General features: G+C 58.9%; 31 protein-coding genes and 3 pseudogenes. 16 read left to right on the top strand and 18 right to left on the bottom strand.

From position 1 onward, the window contains the following. Positions 1-74: 74 nt before the first annotated feature. The 6 genes from NKG95_RS31050 to NKG95_RS31025 form a co-directional block, all read right to left on the bottom strand. Positions 75-332 carry a hypothetical protein gene (locus NKG95_RS31050; protein ID WP_156948329.1) on the bottom strand — a complete coding sequence of 86 codons (258 nt, stop codon included), beginning with the start codon at positions 330-332 and terminating at the stop codon, positions 75-77. 141 nt (positions 333-473) lie between these two features. Beyond that, positions 474-701: a hypothetical protein gene (locus tag NKG95_RS31045; protein WP_353043368.1), complete on the bottom strand. Its 228-nt coding sequence runs from the start codon at positions 699-701 to the stop codon at positions 474-476. A 114-nt stretch (positions 702-815) separates the two neighbouring features. Beyond that, positions 816-1,058, bottom strand: coding sequence for a DUF982 domain-containing protein (locus NKG95_RS31040; RefSeq protein WP_353043367.1), 243 nt, complete (start codon positions 1,056-1,058; stop codon positions 816-818). 90 nt (positions 1,059-1,148) lie between these two features. Continuing rightward, positions 1,149-1,391: a DUF982 domain-containing protein gene (locus tag NKG95_RS31035; RefSeq protein ID WP_353043365.1), complete on the bottom strand. Its 243-nt coding sequence runs from the start codon at positions 1,389-1,391 to the stop codon at positions 1,149-1,151. A 4-nt stretch (positions 1,392-1,395) separates the two neighbouring features. Beyond that, entirely contained in the window at positions 1,396-1,572 is a 177-nt protein-coding gene (locus NKG95_RS31030) for a hypothetical protein (protein WP_353043364.1), read from the bottom strand. Between the two features lie 56 nt (positions 1,573-1,628). Continuing rightward, positions 1,629-1,841, bottom strand: a complete 213-nt coding sequence (locus NKG95_RS31025) for a hypothetical protein (protein ID WP_352483453.1) — start codon at positions 1,839-1,841, stop codon at positions 1,629-1,631. 407 nt (positions 1,842-2,248) lie between these two features. Here NKG95_RS31025 and NKG95_RS31020 point away from each other — a divergent pair, with 407 nt between their 5' ends. Next, positions 2,249-2,422: a hypothetical protein gene (locus NKG95_RS31020; protein WP_352643911.1), complete on the top strand. Its 174-nt coding sequence runs from the start codon at positions 2,249-2,251 to the stop codon at positions 2,420-2,422. Positions 2,423-2,987: 565 nt separating this feature from the next. On the opposite strand, the pseudogene NKG95_RS31015 reads toward NKG95_RS31020, so the two are convergent. Then, positions 2,988-3,203, bottom strand: a pseudogene (locus NKG95_RS31015) (plasmid maintenance toxin (PemK-like)); the annotation flags it as partial. Positions 3,204-3,512: 309 nt separating this feature from the next. After that, a complete protein-coding gene (locus tag NKG95_RS31010) occupies positions 3,513-3,713 on the bottom strand; it encodes a CsbD family protein (RefSeq protein ID WP_352643912.1) in 201 nt (66 codons plus the stop codon). A 68-nt stretch (positions 3,714-3,781) separates the two neighbouring features. Between NKG95_RS31010 and NKG95_RS31005 the strand changes: the two genes are divergently transcribed. Further along, a complete protein-coding gene (locus NKG95_RS31005; RefSeq protein ID WP_353043363.1) occupies positions 3,782-3,976 on the top strand; it encodes a hypothetical protein in 195 nt (64 codons plus the stop codon). A 187-nt stretch (positions 3,977-4,163) separates the two neighbouring features. On the opposite strand, the gene NKG95_RS31000 is transcribed toward NKG95_RS31005, so the two are convergent. After that, positions 4,164-4,991, bottom strand: coding sequence for a PRC-barrel domain-containing protein (locus NKG95_RS31000; protein ID WP_023722789.1), 828 nt, complete (start codon positions 4,989-4,991; stop codon positions 4,164-4,166). A gap of 372 nt (positions 4,992-5,363) precedes the next feature. On the opposite strand from NKG95_RS31000, the gene NKG95_RS30995 reads away from it, so the two are divergent. The 6 genes and pseudogenes from NKG95_RS30995 (at position 5,364) to NKG95_RS30970 (ending at position 8,066) form a co-directional block, all read left to right on the top strand. Further along, positions 5,364-5,663, top strand: a complete 300-nt coding sequence (locus tag NKG95_RS30995; protein WP_031195273.1) for a DUF1236 domain-containing protein — start codon at positions 5,364-5,366, stop codon at positions 5,661-5,663. After that, entirely contained in the window at positions 5,660-5,914 is a 255-nt protein-coding gene (locus NKG95_RS30990; protein WP_353043362.1) for a hypothetical protein, read from the top strand. The genes NKG95_RS30995 and NKG95_RS30990 overlap by 4 nt, the downstream gene beginning before the upstream one ends. 401 nt (positions 5,915-6,315) lie before the next feature. Further along, complete coding sequence (locus NKG95_RS30985) at positions 6,316-6,708, top strand: hypothetical protein (protein ID WP_502897857.1); 393 nt, start codon at positions 6,316-6,318, stop codon at positions 6,706-6,708. A gap of 207 nt (positions 6,709-6,915) precedes the next feature. After that, positions 6,916-7,227, top strand: a pseudogene (locus NKG95_RS30980) (hypothetical protein); the annotation flags it as partial. Further along, entirely contained in the window at positions 7,109-7,642 is a 534-nt protein-coding gene (locus tag NKG95_RS30975) for an ATP-dependent DNA ligase (protein ID WP_353043361.1), read from the top strand. The pseudogene NKG95_RS30980 and the gene NKG95_RS30975, both read left to right, overlap by 119 nt. Further along, positions 7,590-8,066, top strand: a complete 477-nt coding sequence (locus NKG95_RS30970; RefSeq protein WP_353043359.1) for a hypothetical protein — start codon at positions 7,590-7,592, stop codon at positions 8,064-8,066. The genes NKG95_RS30975 and NKG95_RS30970 overlap by 53 nt, the downstream gene beginning before the upstream one ends. Before the next feature lie 695 nt (positions 8,067-8,761). Here the strand turns inward: NKG95_RS30970 and NKG95_RS30965 are convergent. Both NKG95_RS30965 and NKG95_RS30960 read right to left on the bottom strand, forming a co-directional pair. Next, positions 8,762-9,007 (bottom strand): hypothetical protein, encoded by a 246-nt coding sequence (locus NKG95_RS30965; RefSeq protein ID WP_353043358.1) that lies wholly within the window; start codon positions 9,005-9,007, stop codon positions 8,762-8,764. 67 nt (positions 9,008-9,074) lie between these two features. Then, positions 9,075-9,374: a hypothetical protein gene (locus NKG95_RS30960; RefSeq protein WP_353041986.1), complete on the bottom strand. Its 300-nt coding sequence runs from the start codon at positions 9,372-9,374 to the stop codon at positions 9,075-9,077. A gap of 180 nt (positions 9,375-9,554) precedes the next feature. Here NKG95_RS30960 and NKG95_RS30955 point away from each other — a divergent pair, with 180 nt between their 5' ends. Beyond that, positions 9,555-9,974: a hypothetical protein gene (locus NKG95_RS30955; RefSeq protein WP_353043356.1), complete on the top strand. Its 420-nt coding sequence runs from the start codon at positions 9,555-9,557 to the stop codon at positions 9,972-9,974. Positions 9,975-10,554: 580 nt separating this feature from the next. On the opposite strand, the gene NKG95_RS30950 is transcribed toward NKG95_RS30955, so the two are convergent. Then, a complete protein-coding gene (locus NKG95_RS30950; RefSeq protein ID WP_352476622.1) occupies positions 10,555-11,310 on the bottom strand; it encodes an SDR family NAD(P)-dependent oxidoreductase in 756 nt (251 codons plus the stop codon). A 188-nt stretch (positions 11,311-11,498) separates the two neighbouring features. Here NKG95_RS30950 and NKG95_RS30945 point away from each other — a divergent pair, with 188 nt between their 5' ends. The 7 genes from NKG95_RS30945 to NKG95_RS30915 all read left to right on the top strand — a co-directional run bounded on the left by NKG95_RS30945 (position 11,499) and on the right by NKG95_RS30915 (position 16,649). Beyond that, positions 11,499-12,095: a L,D-transpeptidase gene (locus NKG95_RS30945; RefSeq protein WP_353043355.1), complete on the top strand. Its 597-nt coding sequence runs from the start codon at positions 11,499-11,501 to the stop codon at positions 12,093-12,095. 199 nt (positions 12,096-12,294) lie between these two features. After that, positions 12,295-12,435: a hypothetical protein gene (locus NKG95_RS30940; RefSeq protein WP_023722423.1), complete on the top strand. Its 141-nt coding sequence runs from the start codon at positions 12,295-12,297 to the stop codon at positions 12,433-12,435. A gap of 137 nt (positions 12,436-12,572) precedes the next feature. Next, complete coding sequence (locus NKG95_RS30935; RefSeq protein ID WP_031195118.1) at positions 12,573-13,172, top strand: hypothetical protein; 600 nt, start codon at positions 12,573-12,575, stop codon at positions 13,170-13,172. 159 nt (positions 13,173-13,331) lie between these two features. Beyond that, a complete protein-coding gene (locus NKG95_RS30930) occupies positions 13,332-13,919 on the top strand; it encodes a protein-S-isoprenylcysteine O-methyltransferase (RefSeq protein ID WP_031195116.1) in 588 nt (195 codons plus the stop codon). A gap of 10 nt (positions 13,920-13,929) precedes the next feature. Next, positions 13,930-14,709, top strand: coding sequence for a hypothetical protein (locus NKG95_RS30925; RefSeq protein ID WP_023722420.1), 780 nt, complete (start codon positions 13,930-13,932; stop codon positions 14,707-14,709). Beyond that, positions 14,706-15,596, top strand: coding sequence for an SDR family NAD(P)-dependent oxidoreductase (locus tag NKG95_RS30920; RefSeq protein ID WP_023722419.1), 891 nt, complete (start codon positions 14,706-14,708; stop codon positions 15,594-15,596). The genes NKG95_RS30925 and NKG95_RS30920 overlap by 4 nt, the downstream gene beginning before the upstream one ends. Before the next feature lie 585 nt (positions 15,597-16,181). Then, on the top strand, positions 16,182-16,649 hold the full coding sequence (locus NKG95_RS30915; RefSeq protein ID WP_031195114.1) for a hypothetical protein: 468 nt from the start codon (positions 16,182-16,184) through the stop codon (positions 16,647-16,649). A 271-nt stretch (positions 16,650-16,920) separates the two neighbouring features. Here the strand turns inward: NKG95_RS30915 and NKG95_RS30910 are convergent. The 6 genes and pseudogenes from NKG95_RS30910 to NKG95_RS30885 form a co-directional block, all read right to left on the bottom strand. Continuing rightward, positions 16,921-17,488, bottom strand: a pseudogene (locus NKG95_RS30910) (recombinase family protein). Between the two features lie 572 nt (positions 17,489-18,060). Further along, positions 18,061-19,941, bottom strand: coding sequence for a CocE/NonD family hydrolase (locus NKG95_RS30905; protein WP_353043353.1), 1,881 nt, complete (start codon positions 19,939-19,941; stop codon positions 18,061-18,063). 19 nt (positions 19,942-19,960) lie between these two features. Beyond that, the gene (locus NKG95_RS30900) at positions 19,961-21,019 is read right to left on the bottom strand and encodes an ABC transporter ATP-binding protein (protein ID WP_352483462.1); all 1,059 of its coding nucleotides are present in this window, start codon (positions 21,017-21,019) and stop codon (positions 19,961-19,963) included. Further along, positions 21,016-21,978 (bottom strand): ABC transporter ATP-binding protein, encoded by a 963-nt coding sequence (locus tag NKG95_RS30895; protein ID WP_023722414.1) that lies wholly within the window; start codon positions 21,976-21,978, stop codon positions 21,016-21,018. Before NKG95_RS30895 ends, NKG95_RS30900 begins: the two co-directional genes overlap by 4 nt. Continuing rightward, entirely contained in the window at positions 21,975-22,898 is a 924-nt protein-coding gene (locus tag NKG95_RS30890; RefSeq protein ID WP_084643072.1) for an ABC transporter permease, read from the bottom strand. The genes NKG95_RS30895 and NKG95_RS30890 overlap by 4 nt, the downstream gene beginning before the upstream one ends. Before the next feature lies 1 nt (position 22,899). After that, the gene (locus NKG95_RS30885) at positions 22,900-23,877 is read right to left on the bottom strand and encodes an ABC transporter permease (protein ID WP_352483463.1); all 978 of its coding nucleotides are present in this window, start codon (positions 23,875-23,877) and stop codon (positions 22,900-22,902) included. Between the last annotated feature and the right edge of the window lie 30 nt (positions 23,878-23,907).

Genomic DNA, 23,907 nt, shown 5'->3' with positions numbered 1-23,907 from the left:
CTACAAACCTTAGGAGCCTGCGTAGCTTCCGGCAGTAGTCTTCCGAACTGATCATCCCTCGGAAGGCACGTCCCCTACGCAGCATGGCCGTGAGGGTCACTGAAGGTTCCTTCTGGTTCGTCGAACGCCATAGAAACGTGCGCTGCCAAAGTGGTGGCGCTCCATTCAGCCTCGACCTGCTCGCGCCGCTCAAGCTCCTGCAATAATGCAGCAAGGGACGCCGGCAGTTCCTCGTCGACTTCGAGACCAAGCCTGTTGCGGAGCATCAGACGATTATCTTCTGAGCTGATCAACCGTTGAAAGGCTGTCCCTGCTGTTGGTCGTGCCGGCATAAGGTCGTTCCCACATTCGGTCTGAAACACTTTCGCTGCGAAAGGGTTCCGAAAGGGATGCGAATTTGGTGGGTGCTCGCGCGAAGTTCCCCCGTGCCCCTTCGATCTCATAGAGGGTTGAACCAATGGGTTGCCATCCGGCTATTCGCGAAGATCGAACCCGACAAACAGGCCAAAGGCTGGGGCAATCTCGACTATAAGCTCAACCAGCGCGCAGTCACTTTCCACCAGATGCGGCCCGTCTCGGCGCACCGCTGCGATGGTCTCTTTCAGGGAGATGATTTGGCCGCGACCGGCTTGTAAGATCAGCTCTTCAACAAGCTTATGGGCAGTCACTTTGCTCGGTCGGCAGTTCGTCAGAACATTCATCCGAGGCCTCCCACCTCAGCGAGAACCCAAGCGGCCACCTTATGGGTCACTCCACGGAAAAATCAATGTTCGAATCGTACGGAATAAAGGACTGATATTTGGGAGAAATTTCACCTACGGGGAGAGATACATCTTGGCTTCCTTAGCGGCAGCCTCAAAGGCCTTTCGTACCACCTGAGGGTCAATCGGATCGCCCTCTAGATCTGACAGGCAGAGGTTCACCGCCTTTTGCCAGCGAGGTCCTCTCCGGGTCCACCGCTTGAGCTGCTCAAGGGCTGTCCTCGCATTGTTGCAGCCATGCCTGTCGCCGGTTTCAGTCTTCACGAAGACCGGAGGGACGAACCAATGGGTTGCCATTGAGCGATAATTAGAGGGGGTGGGAATGTTTGGAAGGGATGTCTGAGCCGGTGATCGACTTTGGGCTCGCGCGAAGAGCCACGCGACCTGCTAATCAGGAAAAAGCATACCCTCCTCCTCGGCAGCAGCCAGGAATGCCTTACGGGCCTCCTCAGGTTCCATCTCGTCGAATATCACGGCCATGCAAACGCGCACCGCCAGGTCCCACCAAGGGCCACGCTTGGTCCACTTCATCAGCTCCTCGCCGGCTGTCTCGGCGTTGTTGACGTTGCGGATGATCCCGGGACGCTCGGTCTTGACGGGGACCGGAGGGTTGAACCAATGGAGTGCCATGCAGTCACTCTTTGTCGGCCCTATCAAGTTCCTCCAGCAAATACCTTTGCTCAGCCGGCAGCTCCCGTTCTACAGGCAGATTTAGCATGTTGCGAAAGTAATTGCGGATTACCTCTGAGGTGATCCACCGCCGCACAAGTTCGGCAATAACCTTCCGTTTGGCTTTATCGATTTCAGCCATGTTCGGGCCTGCATGTTTAAAAGGACCGAACTGCACCGCGAGCGGATTTGTTCCTGCTAATCACGAAGATCAAGCAGGACGGCGCGCCCTTCTTGCGGGGCCGCGATAAGCAAAATTTCGCACAATTCAGCATCCGTCTCGATTACGTGGGGGCACAGGGCACGAAGTGCTGCTAGGGCCGCTTTAAGGGACACCACGTCCCCGTCTGATGCTTCAAGAATGGCGGCGGAAAGAGCGTCAGTCGTGATGCGTGTCGGCTCGGTATCCATGATAGTCCAACCCCTAGTGCCCGAACGGCATGCTGCGCCGAACTGATGAAAGATCAACAAACGATTTCGTGCAGAATGACAGGCCAGAATGTTTGGTAGAAATTTCTGAGCGGGGGATCGGATAACTGGCTCGCGCGAGGCCCCCGTGCCCCTCCGTTTCTCACAAGCGGTGGGCAATTGAGACACCGCCAGCACGACCGAACGCCTCGACCGGCAAAGGCTGTGTCAAGCACAACGGACCTATGTCGCGCCGCCCTGTATCCAGTACTGTTTTGGCAGGAAGATAGACGACGGCTGATCTCATGTGGCCGCCTTCCCTCCACCCATTTCGATCCATCAAAATTAATTGTAATGGGGGGCGCGGCGGTGCTAGCGTGACTACGGGAAGCTGCTCGGGAGGAGTACCCATGGAAATACGCGACTTCGTTGCCAAGATCTCGGCTGCGCTGCGCAAGCGCCAAGCTGCCATCCCGGTCACTATGAAGCCGATCCGCTCGTCGGTGGCCGATGTTCCGTTCAAGCCGTTGCAGAGGCCAGCGTATCGACCGCGTCCACCGATTCGACCCGCCAGCAACATGTGACCAGACGCTCATTCGTCGCGGCCCTCCGGCCAGCCCTTTGCGAGCGTAAGGTCGGACATCGGAACGAAAGGCGGATACGCGAATTCTACTGCTAGGTAATTGGAATCGTCGCCCATGAGGCTCGCGACTCTCCACCTTGAAACTGCGAGATACGGCGACGTATTTCGCGCCGCAAGGCTCGCGCGAGTAAGGCGGCAAATGGTGCGGCACATCGAGCGCACGGACCGCTCGGCGCAGAAAGTCGAGCAAGCGCTGGCCAAGTTAACCGAAGCAAACGCACCCATGGACCGGCTCACGCGGCATCAGTAGGGCCATGCTCATGCCCGCCACCGCATCGGTATGATATGCGGGGGATTGTGCGGGTGTTGCATCTGCCGTTTACGCTGTCGCTTTGCAGTTAATTGTGAGAATCGCTCGTGAATGTTTTCAGCTGGTTAGCTGTGCATCTAATTTGAGAACGCACGGGGGGTGTGCCTTCTGAACGTCATGCGGGTGCGCAGTGCTGATCAACTGCCTTCGACTGAAGGCTCGGCGAGCCGCAGTTTGGCAGGCGACATCTTGAACGGCCGTCTACCGCGAACCGGTTGCTTTCCGTCGAAACGACCCACGACCGCTCACGGTCAAGCCGCAAGCGCAGCTTGACCGCAGCCGGTATCTCGATGGCATCATTGGGACCGGACGGCGGCGTATGGGTGATCGGCAGGACCCGGACGACCGGCGAGCCATCCTCCTGCATGGAGACCAGCGCCAGCAAACATCGCGGTATAACTATTCCGGCCATATTGGTCCGCGAGCTGGGTTGCGGACTTTTTCAACACTATCGGCCATAGGGCTACATATCCGGGTTCAACAGATCGCCGCGACTGCCTGGACCTTATGGAGCGCCCAGTCTATCGCAGACCCAAAAAGCTCAAAATGGCTATTACGATCACGACGGCGCCGACCAACCAAATAATGTTGTTCATGATTACGCTCCTTGGCCTAGCCCGAACATGGGAACATTAGATGCGGCGAAAAGTTCCTTGCGCGCGTCGCTTTGGTTGATTAGGGGTGCGCCGAGGCTTCCGGTCGGACCGAGTTAGATCCAGCGCTAGGTGAGTCGTCTGGACCAGTCGTCTATCTGGCGCTCTGCCTCTTCCTTGGCAATTCCATATCGCTCCTGAATTCGTCCGGCGAGTTGGTCACGATTGCCCTCGATGCGATCAAGATCATCGTCGGTAAGATCACCCCATTGCTCCTTCGCTTTGCCTTTGAACTGCATCCATTTTCCCTTGATTTGATCCCAGTTCACATTTTCCTCCTTTGGTGTTCAAAGGAAATGCAAATGGACACCATACGTTCCCGAACAGCGGATCACTTATGACGATTATTATTGGCGACGCAGCAAAAAGCCGCCCGGCGAAGCCAGCGGGGCGAATTGGAGTAGGGGATCGAATGGAAACGATCCGCGTCTTGACATCACGCTCGATCGAAAGGTTCCTCAGCGGGATCAGCTGGCGCGTGCCAAGGGCTTCGGCTGGCGGGCTTTTTGATCATCGCTACTTTTCCTTCTGACCTTTTTCAATCTCGTACGATAGCCAGCCGTTTCACCAACAGAAGCACGCCATTTGGAAGGCTGGGAGAGAAGACGGCAAAAACTTCACCGCACCTCAAGTATAGCGCGGCAATCTGGGAGAGACTATTGCCAGCAAACAAAGAGCCCAGCTGTTCTTAACCCGGGCTCTTAAGCATAGCGGTCCTGCTATTTCAGAATCATGCGCTGCTTATCGCGATTCTGGGCATAGGTGCCCTTGTCGTAAGCCATTTGGGCATCGAGCTGGTCTTTTGTGAAGTTTGTGTAGAGATACTTGTTGCCATTTTTGTCGCTCATGAATTTTAGGTTCTCCATCCCAACAGCCACTTCCTTTGATCCGATGCCGAGAAATCCTCCAACGTCAACTATTATTGCATCCACCTTTTTGTCGCCGCTCAGAACGACGTCGCCAATCTTTCCGACATTTGCGTCGTCGGCGCCGTAGACCGTGGTGCCAATCAGATCTTCTGCACGGATCTTATCTATTGGCATTTCAGTCAGCGATGACCTGTCAATGGCCCCGGTGGACGTCTTGTCAACAGTGGTGGCTGCAGGCTGCTTGGTCGCGTTCGATGCTGAAGCTGTCTCATATGCCGTTGCATCGAAGCTGGGCTGCGCCTCTAGTTCTTGTTTGGTCGTCGGCACGACAAGCCAGCGGCTGCCGTTCTTTTCTGCCCACTGAGCCTTGGCAAAATCAAAGGCGACGTTCTTCTCACCGACTCCCAGGAAACCGCCAACGCCGATGATGATAAGTTTGGCCGTTCCATCCTTCGCGAGCACTATGTCGTTGACGTCACCGATCTTCTCGGCATTGTCAGCGGTCCCATTGTAGACGTCGGTGCCGATAAATTTGGTCACCAGGTTGCCATCGGCAACGACCGCAGGGGCTGCAAGCGTGGCTTCAGGCTGTGTTGCGGCAGCAAGCTTGTCTCCGGTATAGGCGCCGGTTGCCAGCAGCGTGGCCAGCGCTGTGGTCGCCAAAAGTTTCCGGATCATGATGTTCTCCTTGTGTTTCGCGTGGTGTGACGCGCGCGCCGGCCGTCCATCGGACGCTCAAACGCGAGTTGAAAACGCGAAGTGCCCGATCGAAGTTCCAACACGTTAGCCGGCTCAGCTACTCCCCACCACAGTTGCAAAAAAGCCCCGCCAGATCGCGCTGACCGGGCCAGTTGGCGACTCAATCTCTTCGTCGCCGATGATGAAAGGAGATTGACCAAAGCGTCTTGAGAGGCATGTGGTTCCGGTGGAGGAATCCAGGAGGGGAGTGTTGGAACAATCATGTTTCGCGAGCGTTAAGCGGCCGTCGCGGCCTGTAGCCACGCGCGCGGCAGGGCGTTTTCTAGGCCGCTCGAATGGATGGAGGCAGTCATGAAAATACACATTACCACCGCAGCGGCCGGACTCCTGCTTCTGGCCGGTGTTGCGGCCGCTGTCGCTCAAGACGTGGTCATAGAGCCTGAACAGGAAACCGTCATTAAGGAGTACGTGAAAAAGCAGCCGCTGGCATCGGTGAAACTTCCGGGCGTGGAGCTCAACATTGGCTCAACGCTGCCCGACACCGTCGAGCTTCATGAAGTTCCCAACGTTAAATACCGTTACACCGTTATCGACAACCGAACCGTAGTGGTTGACCCCGACACACACAAGATTATCAAGATCATCGAATGACAGGGAAAGTCCGCCAGGCGGCAGGCGCCGGCTCCGCGCGCGAAAAGGGGCGGCACGCTCGTGATCTTTCGAAGGACGCGGCGATCGAGGCTGGGGCGCCTAAGGCAAAGGCAAAGCGGCTCCGCCACCTGACGGCAATCTGGACCGAAAAGGCAAAGGCTGAAGCCGTTCGTTTCCTCGCCGCACCAATGCACAAGTTGGCTGTTCCCGATACCGATCGCTTGTATCTGGCGCGGCAGAACCTTGCCTGAAGCTGTAGCCAAGGCCGATCCTAATACCGCCCGCACTAGGACGACACCTCCATACGCGCTGCTAGGCGTGCCGCAGGCCTTCCTCGCCGCGCAGGTGCTTCACAGGGCCGATTAGGTCCGGCTTGACCCAGCCCATTTCCGTGGCCGGCCGCTTCATCCTTCGGCACCATACGCCTCGCTATAAATACGTACGTATCTGAGGATCGCTTGGCAGGGACTCTAGCTTCATCGAGAATGGCACCGTTCCACCGTTGCGCGCGACGCTCACACATGGGCGTACAGATAGCATTGGGTACGGCTGTGCGTTCGCGCCGCGGTGCGTTGGATGATGTCATTGGGATTCCTGTGTGAAAACATCCTGGTAGGATTGCCGATTGCGCATGCGCGCCCATAGTTGCGGCATGAAGGCGGAGTATGTTGAACTGGTCTTGTTGGAGCAGTCACTCGCCAATACAGACGGTATGAATCGGCCGTTTTCTGATCGAGTGGATGATATCGCGGAGAAAACTGGCGGATCTGTCTTGTTCGACGTTCGCGTGGACGGCGATACTCGCATTCAGAGGATGGCGGCGATTGGGTATGGCGCAAACGACACCGTGGTAGCAATCGTGATGGATAAAAACGGACAACTTAGATCCGCGCCGGTGGACGCAGACAACGACTTTCTGGTGGCCGAACTAACCGTGTGGAGTTCGCTGCCGATGGCCGAGCAGGCCTCTGCCAGCTACTGCGGCGCGGCAGCGAGCTTGCTTGCGAAGCTTCGTAAATCAGGCCGTTTCGATCGGTCTACCTGATTTTTTTCAAAGTCGAATGGCGGTGGGGTGATGGCGAGACACACGGTAGCGCGTCATCTGGGTCATGAGCAGTTTCACCGATCGCCTCCTTGGCTTCCCCTTGCGGCTCTGACCATACGTTCTAGTGTTTTCGGACCCAAACGACCTGCACCGCGTTGTTTGCGAGCAGTGCTGTGCTTCGCAATCTGATGGAAAAATCCGACGCCCCTGCTGCACCGCAGACAGTTTCCTGGTGCCGAAGCGCGCTTTCCGTATGATCGAGCGGCGGTTGAGCGGTTTCGACAGGCATTCCCGCGCGCCAGGTGGAGTGACGAGCGCACAAGCTGGTTCGTGCCGGGAAAGACTGCCGCGCGGCGCATCCAGCGCTGGCTTGCGCAAGAGGCGGATCTACGAGTAGCACATGATGACAGCAAGGGACGAGACGCCTTCGCCTTCGATCCCCTGTCGAGCCGGTATCTGGAAGTCGCGGACGACCTGCGCATCCGCACGCCACATTCGCGGACGGTTCTCGAAGAACTGTAAGGCCGAAAGGCTGGCCTTTGTCCCTACGATGGAGCCCAAGCTGGTCGCAAAGCCGCCCGAGGGCGAGCACTGGATTCATGAGATCAAGCTCGACGGCTACCGAGCCCATGTCGTCATCAACAGCCCCGAGGATATCCGCGTCTTTACCAAGTCCGGCGCAGATTGGACGCGCAAGTTCACCGGCATCGTCGAAGCCGCCCGGGAGCTCGACATGGAGAACGCGATCTTTGAGGGCGAGGCGGTGGTCACCGGTGCGAATGGTCTGCCCGATTTTAGCGCGCTGCAAAGGGCCTTCCACAGCGATCCCTACGCCATGATCCTCGGCGCCTTCGACATCATGTATCTCGATAAGCTACGACTTGCGCGACATCGGCTGCAAAGCACGTCGCGAAATCCTGTACGGCATCATTAAACCGAACAGCGGGATCCAGTTCAGCGAAGCCCTGCCGGGCGATCCCAAATCGATCTTCTATCTCGCCGACCAGGCAGGGCTCGAGGGAATCGTCTCCAAGCGCGCCGACAGCCCGTATCGGAGCGGCCCGACTTCGAACTGGCTGAAGACGAAGAGCTTCACAATCGACGAATTCGAACTGCTCCGCGTCGAGCGCGAACCCGGCAAGGCGGCCTTTGCTTTGCTGGCCGAGCCGGGCACGCGAAAATATGTCGGCAGCGCTTTCGTCAGCGTCAACCGCGAGATGCGGGAGCGGCTTTGGAAGCGGGTCCAGGAACATGCCGGGCCCCCGCCGAAAGACATGCCAAAGCGGCCGGCAACTCAGTGGGTCAAGCCGGGGAATCAAAGCCCGCGTAAAGCACTTGCGCGGCGCCGAAGACCTTAGGCACGCGTCGCTGCAGGATTTCTGGGATGAGGACTAGAACGGCGTTTGTGTCTCGAAGGCGCGACAACGCAAAGATCACCGGCCCGGCCAAGCGCCGACTATTTGACAAGCGCGCAAATGGCGTATGCTGTCAGCGTCCAAGCTGTTGGGGGCGTAGCGGCTACATGCGCTTGTGCTACCCACCCTGGAGCTGGGGAAGTAACCGGCAAGCTCCTAGAAATTAGAGCATTTGAATTTGACGCGCTGGCACCGCCACCTATGACGCCTTTTGGCTTGGGACACCAAGCCTGTGCGGATTTGTCTGGGCTTGCATCACTCGCACTTGCATACTGGGTGATTTCCCAACCGCTGACGCCGTCCTTCCCCGCTGGACCCTCAGCCCCCATTGCACCCTTAGATCCCTGCTTGCCGGGCAGCCCTTGTGGACCGACAGGCCCTTGGGGCCCTGGGGGGCCTGCCGTTGCGCAACCTGCAAGCAAGGCGACACCTGCTAGAGTGGCAATAATTCTCATGACCACCTCCCCGGTTTCCCGGTGAGTTTGGCGACCAAAACATTCGCCAAATCAAGCGAATGTACCACCACGCGATTGTCGTGGATAGGTGACGCGATCGGCGGCTAACGGAACGTCGCATATGCGCCGTGACGACGGGCAGCCAGCAATCGTGGCGTAGAGTGTTGACGCGCTTTCCTTGCGCTAGAGGGGCCGGCCCGCCCTCATCATAGCGCGCGCGATGGCAATCTGCGCCTCGACTTTCGCGTTTTCCTTCTGCGTCATGTTGTCGGCCGCGATCAGCCGCCTAAGAGACCGCATGATCTCCCCCCGCGTCCAGCCCGCATCTATCATGCAATCGACGATCGCCTGGAAACCAGGCTCCATAGCCTCCTGGCAATCGACCTCGCGGTCGGCATACTCGCCATGCCGTCTTGGCGGGCTGATCATCCAGGCTTCCTCATAGCTATCGCTCGCCGTCGGCACACGTGAGATGGGCTTTTTGCTCTAGAACAGTTTACGGAGCGAAGTTGCCGGTGATGACTGCGAGAAAGAGAGCAACAGATCGGAACACTTGCCACGCTACAATCAAGTCCAGGCAGAACACCACAGCCCACGCAATCAGATTCCCCCAATTCTTTTCGACAGTTTCGACAGGAGTTGGCTTTCTTTCCCCTTCGGTCATGATCTCGCCCTTCGTTAAAGTCTGCCAACGGTTCGCCTTTGTCCCGCCTGGCTGACTGACTGCGGCCGCTATCGAATCATAGATGGGACCATCCAGATTGGTTTCGCGCGGTGCTGACATCTGCGACGTCATAGAGATTATTGCCAGCCAGAAGATAAGTCATCCGGCACGCCCTAGACATAGGCTTCGCCATTGGAACGGTGTTCAAAACAGAACCAATGAGATGGCTCCCTCGGCTTGGCGAAGCCCCATCCTGCATCCCTGCCGCAGTCGGGATGCTCGCACCTATGACACTGAACGCCCGGACGTGTGATGGGCTCTATTGCCCCGGGAAGGCGGATCAATTCATCACTCATCGGGTTAGTTTCTCGGCTTAGTTGGTCGAAAGATTCCATAGCCGGTCTTGACGATCAAGGAAAATGTTCCTTTTCTGTTCTCATGGCGCACGATCCGATCGACACGCTGGGCAAGGCGACCCGGCACAACATGCTCGTCAAGGCGGAATGCAGCTGCGGCAATGTCCGCTACTGCCGCTCGGCCGACCTGATGATGGTGTATGGCGGCAGACCGCAGGCGACCGTCAAGAGTAGCTCAGTCTTGCCGCGGCTGCACTGGCCCCGTCCCGTGCCATCGGACGAAAGCCGCATCCTTGCCGGTGACGTCTTTCACCGATTTCAACAGGGCTTCATGAACCGCTCGAAGGGCTTGATAGTGGTCGCAGGTGGGCGATAGCAGCGGGCGGACGATGCTCTTGTGAAGCTCTTCCGCAGCCGCCATGAAGCGGTCGATCTCGACCTGTGAAAGTTGCTTAGAAAGTTTGTGTCTGGCCATTTTTGCGATCTCCGTTTGAGGATCGCCGCAACGGAGCTATGAGGACCATATTCCTATTGTCTCAGCAAGGGGCGACTGAGAATTTTCCCCAAGGCTAGTTCTCTGCCTCAAGCGACTTTCGCGCCAACTGAGCGCAGCGCCCATCTTCTCCACGCTGCGACGCGAATGGCATCTGGCGGACCGATGCGTCCTTGCATTAGCAAACTCTTAAATACGTTGCGGCACTCTTTCTTGTATTTCATTACGGTTGCAACGTGGGCGGGAAACAAGGTTGCGAAAGGACGCGCGATGAACCGACATGGCCCGAAGGACTGGGATACCCAACGACCGCGCTGGCTACTGCCGCTTTTTGCGTTCACCATCATAGTGGGTGCTGGCTTTGGCGCCGCCTTGGCCTTCGTCACCTAGCTGACACGCCACGTTTGCTCGTCGTTCTGCGCCTTGAGGCTCGCCATGCAGGCGCCATTTACGGGCCATCCACCTAATGGGCGGTGTAAGCTCCGTCCACCAGATGGTAGCTCCCAGTGATAAAGCTGGCCTGGTCGGACAAGAGGAAGCACACAAGAGCCGCCACCTCTTCCGGTTTCCCGCGCCTGCCCATCGGCTGAAGACCTGCCATGCGCCGGCTGGCTAATGCCTCCATTTGCTCCGATAAAAGAGGCGTTTCGATCCAGCCGGGGCCGACGACATTGATCCGGATGCCCATCCTCGCATATTCAATCGCCGCAACCTTGGTCAGCCCAACGACCCCGTGTTTCGCTGCCGTGTATGCGGACGCAGTTGGCAAGCCGACGGAACCGAGAACGGAGGACATGTTGACGATGGCGCCTCCGCCTCGATCCAGCATCGCGGCGATTTCGTACTTCATGCTGTAGAAAACGCCATTTAGATTGACGTTTATCAGTTTGTGCCAGTTGTCGAGCGGATAGTCTGCCGTTGCTTTTCGAATGCCGTCGATACCTGCATTGTTTACCGCCATATCCAGTCCGCCGCATTTCTGGACAGTGAACTCGATCAGCTTTTCCACGGCTGCCGCATCCGTGACATCTACCGCAAAGTCATAGGCCCTGCCGCCTTGCGAGCTTATTTCGGCGGCTCTGCAGTGCGCTGCCTCGGCATCAAGGTCGGCGACAACAATCTCGGCTCCTTCTTGCGCGAGTTGCCGTGAAACAGCCGCACCTATTCCGGATCCTGCGCCGGTCACAATCGCGACTTTACCATGGAAGTCAGGCTTCATCGTCTCTGTCCTATGCCAATTTTGACATAACCGAACAGAGGCAGACGGTTATCGCAAGAAGTTTCGCTCCAATTCGCTTGTCAATCCTGTGAATTCATTTTGCCACCACAAAGCGAGACTTGGCCCGCAGGCCTTGGAATGGTAGAGACGAAGGCGGCGGTAGATGACCAGTTTCCTAGCAGGTAGAAATGGAAGAACACCACATTGCGCGCCGGGGGCTCGTGCTGGGTAGTCTGGCTCTGATGGTCTCCGGATGTACGTCGACGTTACAACAGGTGGCGGACCCGATTTCATCCGTGTTCGGACCAAGGCGTGGCCTGAATCCTCGTTACCGACGGCAGCATGTGCGGTACGACGGAAACGAGCCGGCCGGAACGATCGTCGTCGATACTTCGCAACGTTTTCTCTATGCCGTCGAGACGGACGGGTGGGCGACGCGCTACGGCGTCGGCGTCGGCGAGCAGGGACTTTCGTTCAAGGGTACAGCGACCGTCGGCCGCAAGGCGGACTGGCCGTCGTGGACACCCACCGCCAGCATGATGAAGCGCAAGCCGCGCCTGGTGAAGTATGCAGGGGGGGTCCCTGGCGGACCAAACAACCCGCTTGGTGCGCGTGCCCTTTATCTCTATCGCGACGGGCGCGACACCCACTTCCGGATACATGGTACAAACGAGCCGTGGACGATAGGCACAGCGGTATCGAACGGGTGCATCCGTATGATCGATGACGACGTCATTGACCTCTACGACCGTACTCCTTTGGGCACGACGGTGGTGGTTGTTTGATGGTGGGCAGGCCTGATCTCCGCTGGATGGTGAACCTGCCAGCACGTCACCGCAAAGGTGCCGCCTGGAACCGGGTGCCAACTGTGTCATTTCTGCACTAGGCGTTGATGTAGATCGCGGGTAGCTTGGCGGGGCTGCATATTGTTTTTATTTGTGGCGATTCCATAGGCTGTTCCGCCCTCGGGGAAAGGATTGCTTGATGAACAGGATGTTGATTGTAATGGTTGCCACCCTCGCCGTTGCCAGCCTGAGCGGCTGCGCGAATGGCATGATCGGCAAAGGAAAGGGGAAGGCTCCTCCGCCGGAACCCGCTGCCGTAGAGGAGCCCGTGATTAAATAAGGACCGGCTTTCGGTTATTTGGGAAGGGCCGCCAGGCCCTTCCCAATCGATATGCAGGGGCCGGCCGGATTCGTAGCCTACGTGCGTTAGCGGGCATAGGTTGGCGCTAGGCCTGCGGTCCTCGGAGTTCTGGATAGATGACGCTAGTAAGTGGCCGTTCAACAATTGTGGCCCTGCTCGCACTTGTCGCAGCGTCATGTCAGTCGCAGGACAGCAAGCCCCAGCCGACTTTTGTGTCCAATGATAAGGCACTGAGAACCGCGGCGATGCCGGCGCGCGCGGCGGCGTCAACTCAAGCCCAGCGGTATTTCATCGAGTTCCGCTCCCGGTACGCCCTTACCTACGGCCATTCCTACGTGATTTTTGGACGATTGAACCAGGCCGGACGGATGGTCAACCCCGAAGTGGCGGGCCTCGCTCCGAAGTCCGGTGATCCCAATGTCTATGTTCTCGGGCATTTGGCGCCCGTGCCAGCCTCGACCGGGTGGACGGACGGCGACCTGGAAGATGCTTACCGGTCGGCAAGCTGGCGTGTATTACTTACCGAAGCCGAATATAGGAAAGTCGTCGCGAGCATACGAAGGCTGCAGGCCAGTTCTCCGCTTTGGCACGCGTCGCTCTACAACTGCAACGCATTCGTAGCGGACATCGCTAGATCCATGGGGTATAAGACCCCCGGTATCTGGCTCCGGCCGCAACAATTCATAACCAAGCTTCGGGAGATGAACGCGGGTTGAACTGCGATTGGCAAAACCCGCTTTCGCGCCCATTCGCCCGGTTAAGTGCGAAGAGAACGCGCTCTGAATGTCTACGGTCGACAACTCGGACGGTGACATCGTTGCGACGGCTTATCATCGTCCCAGATCGAGAAAAGGCTCCGGTGACGTGACGTGACCATTGCTGTAGCCTCAGTTGGCGAGATCATATGGGTGATCGGCATCGTTGCTTGGTACGTGATCCGGTATCCGTTCGAGCGCCGGGCAAGGCGCGTGCGAATTGTAGCTGGCGGCAGCTCAAGTTCCGACACCGTCGGGCTTGTATCGGCTCTCCTTGGCCTGGCGATCCTGCCTGGCTTCTATGTCGCTACCGGCATCCCCGGAGCGGCTGATCATCCGGCCAGCGTGTGGTCAGTGGCGCTCGGAACCATCATCTTCTGCTCAGCGCTGTGGATTTTTCGCTTATCCCACAAGGAACTTGGCCGTAACTGGTCGATTACGCTCGAGATTCGCGAACGGCATGAACTGGTCAGCGCCGGGCCATACGCCTTGGTCCGTCACCCTATGTACACCTCTTTCCTGCTTATGGGGCTCGGCCAGCTCTTTCTGCTGCCGAACTGGGTTGCGGGCATATCGGGTTTGATTGGTTTCGCAGTCCTTTTCCTGCTGAGAGTGGATAAGGAAGAGCGTATGATGCTGGAGAATTTAGGCTCGCAATACCGTGTCTATATGGAAAGGACCAAGCGGATATTCCCTTATCTTTATTAGAGGTCGTTTTATGCGAGGCCGAGCCCTCAAGCTTTCCGCGCCCCGGCGCCTTGTTGGCGATCTGATGAGGTTTTCGATCGGCGTGCCACGGGTCGCGGTGCAGCGTCAGATGAATCTCGGCCCACTCGTAAGGGCTAGAATGGCGCAGCAGACCAGGCCCTCGTGGACCGCTATCTTCCTGAAAGGGTATGCGCTTCTTGCCCTAGAGATGCCGGAGCTGCGGCGCGCCTATGTCAAGTTGCCTTGGCCGCAGCTTTACGAGTATCCGGCAAGCGTAGCCTCGATTGCCCACGAGCGCGAATATGATGGCGAGCCGGCCGTTCTGCTGAGCTGCATCAAGTGCCCGGAGCGCTACTCCATCACGGAACTTGAGGGATCCATCCACGCCGCTCGATCACGGCCGATCCTGGAGGTCCCGGAGTTTCGGCGTGCCTTGCGGGTGGCAGGTGCGCCCGCGCCAGTCAGGTGGCTGCTTATGTGGCTAGGGTTAAACATCGCCCGGCAAAGGGCAAATTACTTCGGTACCTTCCAACTGTCCGTCTATTCTGGTCTCGGTGCGGAATCACTCAACCCGCTGACACCACTGACCACGCTTCTAAACTACGGTCCGATCGGCAAAGACGGATCGGTGAATGTCCGCATCCACTACGATCACCGGGTCATGGATGGAGCGAACGTCGCACGAGCACTGGAGAGATTCGAACAGATTCTGAACGGCACTGTCGCCAATGAAGTGGTGCTGCTCGGTCAAAGTGTTGCCGCTCCTGCAAGAAAGAGGAACGCGACATGATTTCGCACCGTGAATTCCGGCCAGCCGTCGTCGTGATTGGCGGCTCGGGTGGAATTGGCCGGGCAATTGCGAGCGTCGCTGCACGGGAGCGCGGTGCGGTTGTGCTGGTTGCCCGCTCGCCCGAGGGTTTGGCTGCCGCGGCGGCTGAGGTTCGGGAGGGGGGTGGCGAGGCATTCACGCTCGCGTTGGATCTCGTGGCAGGCGATGCGCCAACGCGCCTAGAGGACTTTCTGTCCGCACACGGCCTGGTCTGTGATGTCCTGGTCAACAGCGCCGGCTATGGCCTGCGGGGCGCGGCGACGGCGCTGCCTATTGATGGTCAACTCGGCATCATCGATCTCAACATACATTCCCTCACAGAACTGACCCTCCATTTTCTGCCGGGAATGGTGGCGCGCCGACGGGGCGGGGTGCTCAATCTCAGTTCCGTGGCCGGGTTCGTTCCCGGGCCTTATATGGCTCTGTACTTCGCTAGCAAAGGTTTCGTGCGCTTCTTCTCAGAGGCGCTTCATCAGGAGTTGCGCCGAACCGGTGTGACGGTCACATGCCTGGCACCAGGTCCGGTGTCGACGGAGTTTCTCGCAAGGTCAGGCGCCTATCAGACGGTGCTCTTCAACATCTTGCCCAAGGTGGATCCGGAGTATGTGGCCGAACGTGCGTGGCGAGGGTTCAAATCCGGTCGTCGCCTCGTCGTACCGGGAATCTCGGCCAAGTTGGCTGCCCTTGCGGCGGCGCTCCTGCCTTCCGCAGCGATGCTGCCCCTGGTCGGCCGGCTGCAACGCGGCGGCAATGATCCATGTCCTTGCGGTTCAGGTATGAAGTTCAAGAAATGCTGCGGTACCCGCCAGATCCAGCTACGCCGGGGCCTTCGGGGAATTATCCCCTGACCGGACCAGCACGCCACCGCTCGCCATTTCAGGAGTCGCTGATGGTCTTGGTTGCGGCTCAACGAACAAACGCCTTTCCGCTTGACCTGAGGTGCAGGGCGCATGGAGTTGCTCTCGGCTGGCGAGACCAAAGCCCAACTTTCCAACCCTGGCGCCCTCCAAGTCATTGAGATTGCTTACATCTGAACCTGAGAACCAAAGATGCGAGGTTGACAGCTTTGGAGAATTGGCCAGAGAACGCCCATTCACGAGGAATAGCCGGCACGCGGTTGCCAGCTTTTCTTGAAAAGCCCGCAGTTCCGCGGGATATCGATCCTCCTGGGTCGAGGCAGAGAAAGTTGGGGCAGGGTGCGTTGGCGGAGGGAGAGTAACCGAAATCCAACCTTCTCCAGCAGAGCATGCTTGCGTTGGTGCCCTGGCCGGTCCCTCCGTCTTCCGTCCAATTCGTGCGGCTCGCTGCTTCCGGCAGCGGGCCGCTTCTTTCGCGCACGAGGCTGAAATCAGCGGCAGGTCGTCTGCTACTTTTTCTTTGTCGCCAATTGTGTCCGTCTGGACAGTATATGACGCGACGCTAATTTAATGCCAATGGCACGTTTTCTGTTGAGCCTCGTTTCGATTCTATTTTGCTGCACGCTTCTCCAAGCGCAAGCGTGGCAGCTTTTCGGCTTCAGGCAGTTTGGCTTCATATTCGAAGTTCCCCCTGGCTTTGTCCTGACGCAGCGTTCGGACCAGGGCGCGGAATTTCGGGGTGAAAACGATGCCCTTCTTACCGTGTGGGGCGCAAGGCTCGGCAAGCACAGTTTTCGCGCCGAGATCGAGCACCGCATGGTCGAGGATGAAAAGGAGGGCTGGAAACTGACCTATAGGCGCGTCACGCCGAGATGGGCCAGCTACTCGGGTATTAAGAACGAACAGATCCGATATGTCCGCGCCATTGCGGTCTGCAACGACCGTGCCGCGCTCTTTGTCATAAATTACAGCAGCGATGAAAAAATCCCGTACGATCCGATTGTGGTGCGAATGGTGCGATCCCTGAGGGCGGAAGGTTGCTGAGAACCCTTAAACAGTCCATCCATCTCAAACCCGTCATGGCGCTTTCCGCCGTTGCTTCGAATACTGATCGTCAGCCGGTCCATCGCCATGCTTCTTCACAATCATTCCTGACTACGAAGGCCAGCAGCGGGCAGCGCAATCGCGATTGGAAGCCAACTTTCGAACGAGGGGGCTGAAAGTGGCCCCTCTTTGGCCTGACAGAAACTAAGTGCCCGTAGAACCGCCGAGAGAACGACGGCGGACCCTGGAAGCGGGCCATCGACACGATCCGCTACTGCTGTCTTGATCGTGCGGACGGGAAGTAGGAATAGAATGTAGTTCGTGACACGCCCATTCGTTTTGGCAACGTCGGCGACGGGAATCGTACCTGCCTTTAGCATGGCGCCGGCGGCCTCAATATCTCCTGCACCAAGCTTCTTCCTTCGCCCACCTTTGCGACCGCGTGCCAATGCTGATCTAAGTCCTTCGATCGTTCGTTCGCGGTTCAAATCAAGGTAGTATTCAGCCATTGCGCCATGCATCTGCAAGGCGAAACGTCCATGTGCCGTTTCGCAATCGAAATGCTCGGTGAGGCTGAGAAACTTAATCTCCTGCCGTCGAAGCGTATCAATTGTGCGCATCATCTCGACGAGGGAGCGCCCAAGACGATCGAGTTTCCAAACTACAAGAACATCATCCGGTCGGAGGTAGGCGAGAGCGGATTTGTTTAACGTGCCTACGTTGGGGCCGGTCAGTTCCAACTCTACATCGCACGCCTTAGCCCTCGCGGCGGCAAGGTGAATGGCGTTCAGCATGCTGCTAACTGTAGTCAAGCTGGGATTTGGGGCCAAGGTCACCATCGGGTAAGTGGCACCTTGTTTGTCCCCGTTCGCGAAGGTCGTCTCCTCCATACGGATTTTCATCTGCGCGCAATCGGCGACATGAAGTCGCCGCCAGACGGCAATCAAATCCGCCAATGTCGGTCGGCCTCGCGATAGGCAGCTATCAACGCCGGTCTTGCCAAAAGCGGCAGGGAAGACGCTGAAACCCGCGCCGCCTCCGAAGTTGTGAGGTGGTTCTGTGTAGCGGGGTCTTGGTGCGATAGGACCACTTGCCGGAGTGATCGCTCCGCCAGCTTCGATCCCCAGTGTTGCATGACCGTATCCCGCTCAATCGAATTGGCTAGGGCGGTTCATCAGGAAAGCCCCAGCAGGGATGCACTCGGATGGATCGCAGAAGGGCTGACCATCAGCCGCCTACCAAATCCACGTCACGGCTCGTCAAAAACGGCCCGCCCCCACGGTTCCCTGGAGGACCGCATTCGAAGACAACATCCGCGCCGCCCGGCAAAATTTCATGATCAGATGCGATCCGGTCAAGGACGTGTCCGGTCGAAGGTTCGACAGTGGCGGTCGCGCCCAAACGCGCGCCATTAGTTGGTATCAATCTTATCCATGATCAACCGCGAGGGTCGCATCTCATCGAGAAAAACCGTATTGCGCGCCGCCTGACGGCTACGACCGAAGCCAGCTGGTTCACCGGTATTCGGATTGACGTCGAACTTTGGAAAATTGCTCGAGGATATGTCCAGCCGCAGCCGGTGGCCGGCACGAAACAGATTGGCGGTTGCAAACAGCTCGATGCGAAGCCGCATGATCTCACCTGGCCTCACCAGCTCGGCTCTTTCGAATGAATGCCGGAACCGGCATCGGAAAATCCCGTCGGTCAGATTCAAGGCAAAGCCCGTCGGATAGTCCGCGCTCGGTGGATGAACGTCGATCAGCTTCGCCGTAAAATCGGTGTCAGGCGCATCGGTCGCCGCCCAGAGCTCCACTGCCACCTTGCCAAGCACTGTCAGATCGTTGACCAGCGGCTCTGTCTCGAACGAAAGGACGTCGAGGCGGGCAGAAAGCGGCAGGCCGAAATTTCGGCAGCCGAAGAACCTCTCGTCCTCCCTCTGGTCGAAGCCGCCGCCAGCGAAGATCGGTTGGCCGCTTGTCAGCGCGCCGCCTATGGTCGGGACTGGATCGGCGGGATCGAAATCATAGCTCAGCGGCGGGTCGTCGGGCGCAGGAAGGGACTTCGAGAGCCTGCCCTCGCGATGCAAGTAGTAGCTTAGCTCCTCCACATCGGGCAGCGGCCATTCTTGAGCCCTGATCCAGCGCCCGCCGTGATCGAGACGGCCCTCGGCGTTTTTCGTACCAGTGCCTCCGCCCATGACAAAAAGGCGGATCGGCTCGTTGTCGAGATCGTCCCCCGGCCCGCCCTTCAACCAGCGGTCGAACCAGCGGCGGCGAAACTCGAGCCAGCTTGCGCTCACATTGCCGCCGAGCGGAGCGTTCGGCCCGAAATCTATGTCGCCGGCAAAGGTCAGGTTGCGGTCGCCGTGCAAGCCCGCGCCCATGACCAAGGCGAGCGGCCGTTTGCCCTTGCGGGCAAGGCCAGCCAGGTTTTCGAAGGTTGTCGGGACATAGACATCGAACCAGCTCGAAATCAGGGCGATCGGAATATTGGGTATCGCGTCGTAAAAGCCGGCCGCATGAATGCCGACCTGTTGCCAGAACGCGTCAAAGCTTTCGTGGCGCCACTGTTCGAGGAGATAAGCCTCGTATTCCGGCGCCCAGCGAAGCGGCGATCGCCCCTCCGACCAAGGCATTTTGCTGAACCAGCGATGCAGGTTCTCGGCCTCGATCGCCTTTCGGGCTAACTCATCACCGGCGGCGATGGCTCTCTCCCGGGCTTCCCGGTAGGCCCAAGTCGCCTGTTTCAGCTCGAACGCGCCGCCCTGGCGGATGCCGCAGGTGAAAGCGTTCGAGAACCCGCCGGAATCGAGGATCATCGTCGCAAGTGCCGGCGGCGCGAGGCACGCCGCCGCCATTTGGGTGTGGGCGGCATAGGAAAGGCCCATGGTGCCGATCCGACCATTGCACCATGGCTGAGCCGCTGTCCACGCAAGCGTGTCATAGCCGTCCGGTCCTTCGGAGAGATATTTGACGAAGTTGCCTTCGGAGCTGTAGCGGCCTCGGCAGTCCTGATAAACGACGACATAACCATGACGCACAAAATGCTCGGCGACGGTCGCGCGCTCCATCGGCTCGCTCATACCGACTTCGAGCTCAGCGCGCGACGTCATCGCCTTGCCGTAAGGCGTTCGTTCGATGATGACGGGCGCAGGCCGGTCCAGCGCGCGGCCTTCCCTCGCGGGTCGGTAGATGTCTGTCGCGAGCCTGACCCCGTCGCGCATCGTCACCATGACGTCACGACAAAGCGCCATTTCATCAGTCACCGGCTGGAATGCCTGGCGGTCAGTCACTTGTATAATTCCCAGGCGTTCAAGAGGCGGCGTCGTTGAGATGGCAGGCGCTCTTGTGTCCGGCCGCAACCAACTTCATCCTAGGTACCTCGATCCGGCAGCGAGGCATCGTGTGCGGACATCGCGGGTGGAAGTGACATCCGTTCGGCGGCGAAAGCGGGCTGGGCAATTCACCCTTGATTGCAGCGAAGCTGCGTTTGGTGGTCTCGAGGCGTGGCACCTCGGCGAGAAGCGCCTGCGTATAGGGATGGTTGGCCCGCGCGAATATCTCCTCGGCCGGAGCCTCTTCGACGATGCGGCCGAGATACATAATCGCCACACGGTCGGAAATGTGCTCGACAACTCCGAGGTCATGGCTGATGAACAGATAGGTCAAGTTAAGTCTCTCGCGCAGATCCATGAAGAGATTCAGGATCTGCGCCTGGATGGAAACATCCAGGGCTGCCACGGCCTCATCGCAAACCAGAAACTCCGGCTGCACGGCCAATGCGCGCGCAATGCCGATACGCTGGCGCTGACCGCCGCTGAACTGATGCGGAAAGCGATGCTTCAGCGCCGGATCCAGGCCCGCACGTCGAAACTGTTCATCCACAAAGACGCCGAGACCGCCCTCCACCAGACCATGAACGCGTGGTGCCTCGCCGACAATATCGGCAGCTTTCCGGCGGGGATTGAGCGAGGCATAAGGGTTTTGGAAGATCATCTGCACGCGCAGCTTGGCCTCGCGCCGCGCGGACGACGACAGCGTCTTCAAATCCTTGCCGCGCCACGATACCGATCCACTGGTCGGCGACACGATGCCGGCGACGATCCGCCCAAGCGTGGACTTGCCGCATCCCGACTCGCCGACAAGGCCCAGAACCTCGCCCCTGCGAACGGCGAGGCTGACGCCGTCGACCGCCTGCACCCTTGCCGCTGGTTTGCCAAGTTTGAGCGAGATCGCCAGCCGGGCGGCGAAATCCGGTCGTGTGCCGAAGCTGTGGGAGATGTCGTTCAACTCGATCAGCGGCGCCGCCTCGGCAGAGCCCGCCAAGCCGTCGCCTTGAACACTTGCTGCAAGGGGTGTGGAGAAGGTCATTTGCGGAATTCCGGCAAAGGATGGACGCAGCGATGCTCGCGCATCCCCGCGGTGAACAGCGGTACCGCCTGGGCACACATGGCATCGGCGCGCGCGCAACGCGGGGCGAAAGCGCACCCTGTCGGTAGCCGCGCAACATTGGGCGTCATTCCGGGGATCTGATGCAGCCGCTCGCCACGCCGGTTACGGCTAGGAACGGAGCCGATCAACCCAGCAGTATAGGGATGCCACGGACTGCCGAGAACGTCCGACACCGACCCGGATTCGACGATACGACCCGCATACATTACAGCGATCCTGTCGGCGAGACGCGAGACGACGGCCAAATCATGGGTGATCCAGATCAGCGACGTGTTGTTCTGCGCCACGAGCTCTTGCATCTCGGCGAGGATCTGCGCCTGGATCGTCACGTCGAGTGCGGTGGTTGGCTCATCGGCAATGATGAAGTCTGGCCGGTGCAGCAGCGCGATAGCGATGACGACGCGCTGGCGCATGCCGCCGGAAAACTGATGGGGATAGGCCCGAAGCCGTTCGTCCGGGCTCGGAATCCCGACCATACCCAGCGCATCGCGCGCCCGCGCCCTGGCGTCCGCTCGCGAGACGTTTTCGTGCGCCTGTACCGCCTCAATCATCTGCGTATCGATGCGCAGGACCGGGTTCAGCGTCATCATCGGATCCTGGAAGATCATGGCCATGCGGCGGCCGCGCAGCGCTCGCATCTCCTCGCGGCTGGAGTGGGTGATGTCGCGGCCGTCAAACACTATCTGGCCGCCGACGATCGTCCCTGGCGGATCGACTAAGCCGATGATGGAGAAGCCGGTGACCGATTTTCCGGACCCGCTTTCACCAACGAGACCCAGAACCTCGCCGCGCGCGACACTGAACGAGACGCCGTCAACGGCCTTTGCCGCTCCGAAATGGGTCCGCAGATCGCGGACTTCGAGCACAGCCGCATTCATTCGCGCCCCCGCGGATTGAGCACGTCGCGGAGCCGGTCGCCGACGAGGTTGATCGCAACCACGGTAATCAGCAGCGCAACCCCAGGGTAGAAGCTGATCCAGGTCATGCCGGAGAGCATGTATTGGTAGCCGTTGGCGACCAGCAGGCCAAGGCTGGGCTCGGTGATCGGCACGCCAAGGCCCAGAAAGGACAAGGTCGCCTCCAGGGAAATGGCGCGCGCCACCTGCACCGTCGCGATCACGATCAGCGGCGGCAAGCAGTTCGGCAGCAGATGGACGAACAGAATACGCCATCGCGGAATGGCAAGCGATTCTGCGGCTTCCATGTATTCCTTGCGGCGTTCCGTCAATGCGGTGCCGCGCGCTGCACGGGCGTAGGTCGCCCATTCGACGATCACCAGGGCGAGTACGACATTGAGTATGCCCTTCCCGAGAAAGGCAAGGATCATCAACGCGACGAGAATGGACGGGAAGGAGAGTTGCAGGTCGACGATGCGCATGATCGCTGTCTCGGTGCGGCCGCCTATGTAGGCGGCGAGCAGACCGAGCGATGCGCCGAACAGCGCCGCGAAGAGCGCTGAACTGACGCCGACACCAAGGGATATGCGCAAGCCGTAGATGATGCCGGAAAGCATATCGCGGCCTTGGTCATCGGTGCCGAGCCAATAGGTCATGCCGGCCATCGACTGCGAGCCGGGAGGCAGTCGGCTATCCATGATATCCAGTTGATTGAGGTCATATGGATTTTGCGGCGCGATAAACGGTGCGAGCAGCGCCAGCAGAACGATCGCCGCCAGCAACACCAGACCGGCGACGGCCACGGGCGAACGGAAGAACGCCCGCATAAGTATCCGGAACGGGGGCTCCTCACCTCTTTCAGCGTCGGTCGGCAGTTGCGGCGGCAAGGTGTCGACACTCATGTTACGATCCCTCGCCCTGGAGCCGCACCCGAGGGTCGAGTGCGGTGTAAGTGAGGTCGACGACGAGATTGATGATGACGAAGAAGGCGACGATCGCCATCAGGTAGGCAGTGATGATCGGACGATCGAGCACGTTGATGCTGTCGATGATCAGCTTGCCCATGCCTGGCCAACTGAAGACGCTTTCGGTGACGACCGAGAAGGCGACGATCGAACCGAACTCCAGGCCGACGATGGTCACCACCGGGATCATGATGTTCTTTGAGACATGGACGCCGATGACCCGCGTCTCCTTGAGTCCCTTGGCCCGGGCGAATTTGATGTAGTCGAGCGGCAGGACTTCGGCGACACCGGCGCGTGTCAGGCGTAGAATGAGGCAGGCATCGAACAGAGCGAGATTGAACGACGGCAGGATCAGGTGGGCAAGGCCGTCTTTGGTCAGGAATGCCCATTGGACGCCGAACAATTCGGCAGTCTGCCCGCGTCCGCCGCTCGGCAGCCATCCGAGTTGCACGCCGAAAAGCATGATCAGCACCAGACCGACCCAGAACGTCGGCAGCGAGAAACCAAGAATGCTGACAGTCATGATGATGCGACTGACGATGCCATCTGGCCGCAGCCCGGCATAGAGGCCGAGCGGCACGCCCACGACGATAGCAATGAGAATCGCTGAGACGGCCAGTTCGAGCGTTGCCGGCAGGCGCTGGAGGATCACCCCGAGCGCCGGCTCATTGTAAACGTAGCTCTGGCCGAGATCGCCATGCAGCGCCGCCTGAAGGAAGCGGAGATATTGCTGCCAAAGCGGCAAATCGAGTCCAAGTGCCTGGACGACGCGCGCACGCTCGATCTGGTCCGCATCGGGCGAGATCAGAATGTCGACCGGATCGCCAATGACGTTGACCGCGATGAAGACGATGACGGTCATGGCAAACATGACCATTGCGGCCTGAAACAGACGACGCACAATGGCAGCGGTCATGACGTCCTTCCCCAGCCCGCTTGCCCGGAA

This window comes from Mesorhizobium sp. M1423 (genome assembly GCF_040317575.1).
GTDB lineage: Bacteria > Pseudomonadota > Alphaproteobacteria > Rhizobiales > Rhizobiaceae > Mesorhizobium.
The sequence above is the reverse complement of the archived record's forward strand: the minus strand, read 5'-3'. Positions and strand labels throughout refer to the sequence as shown.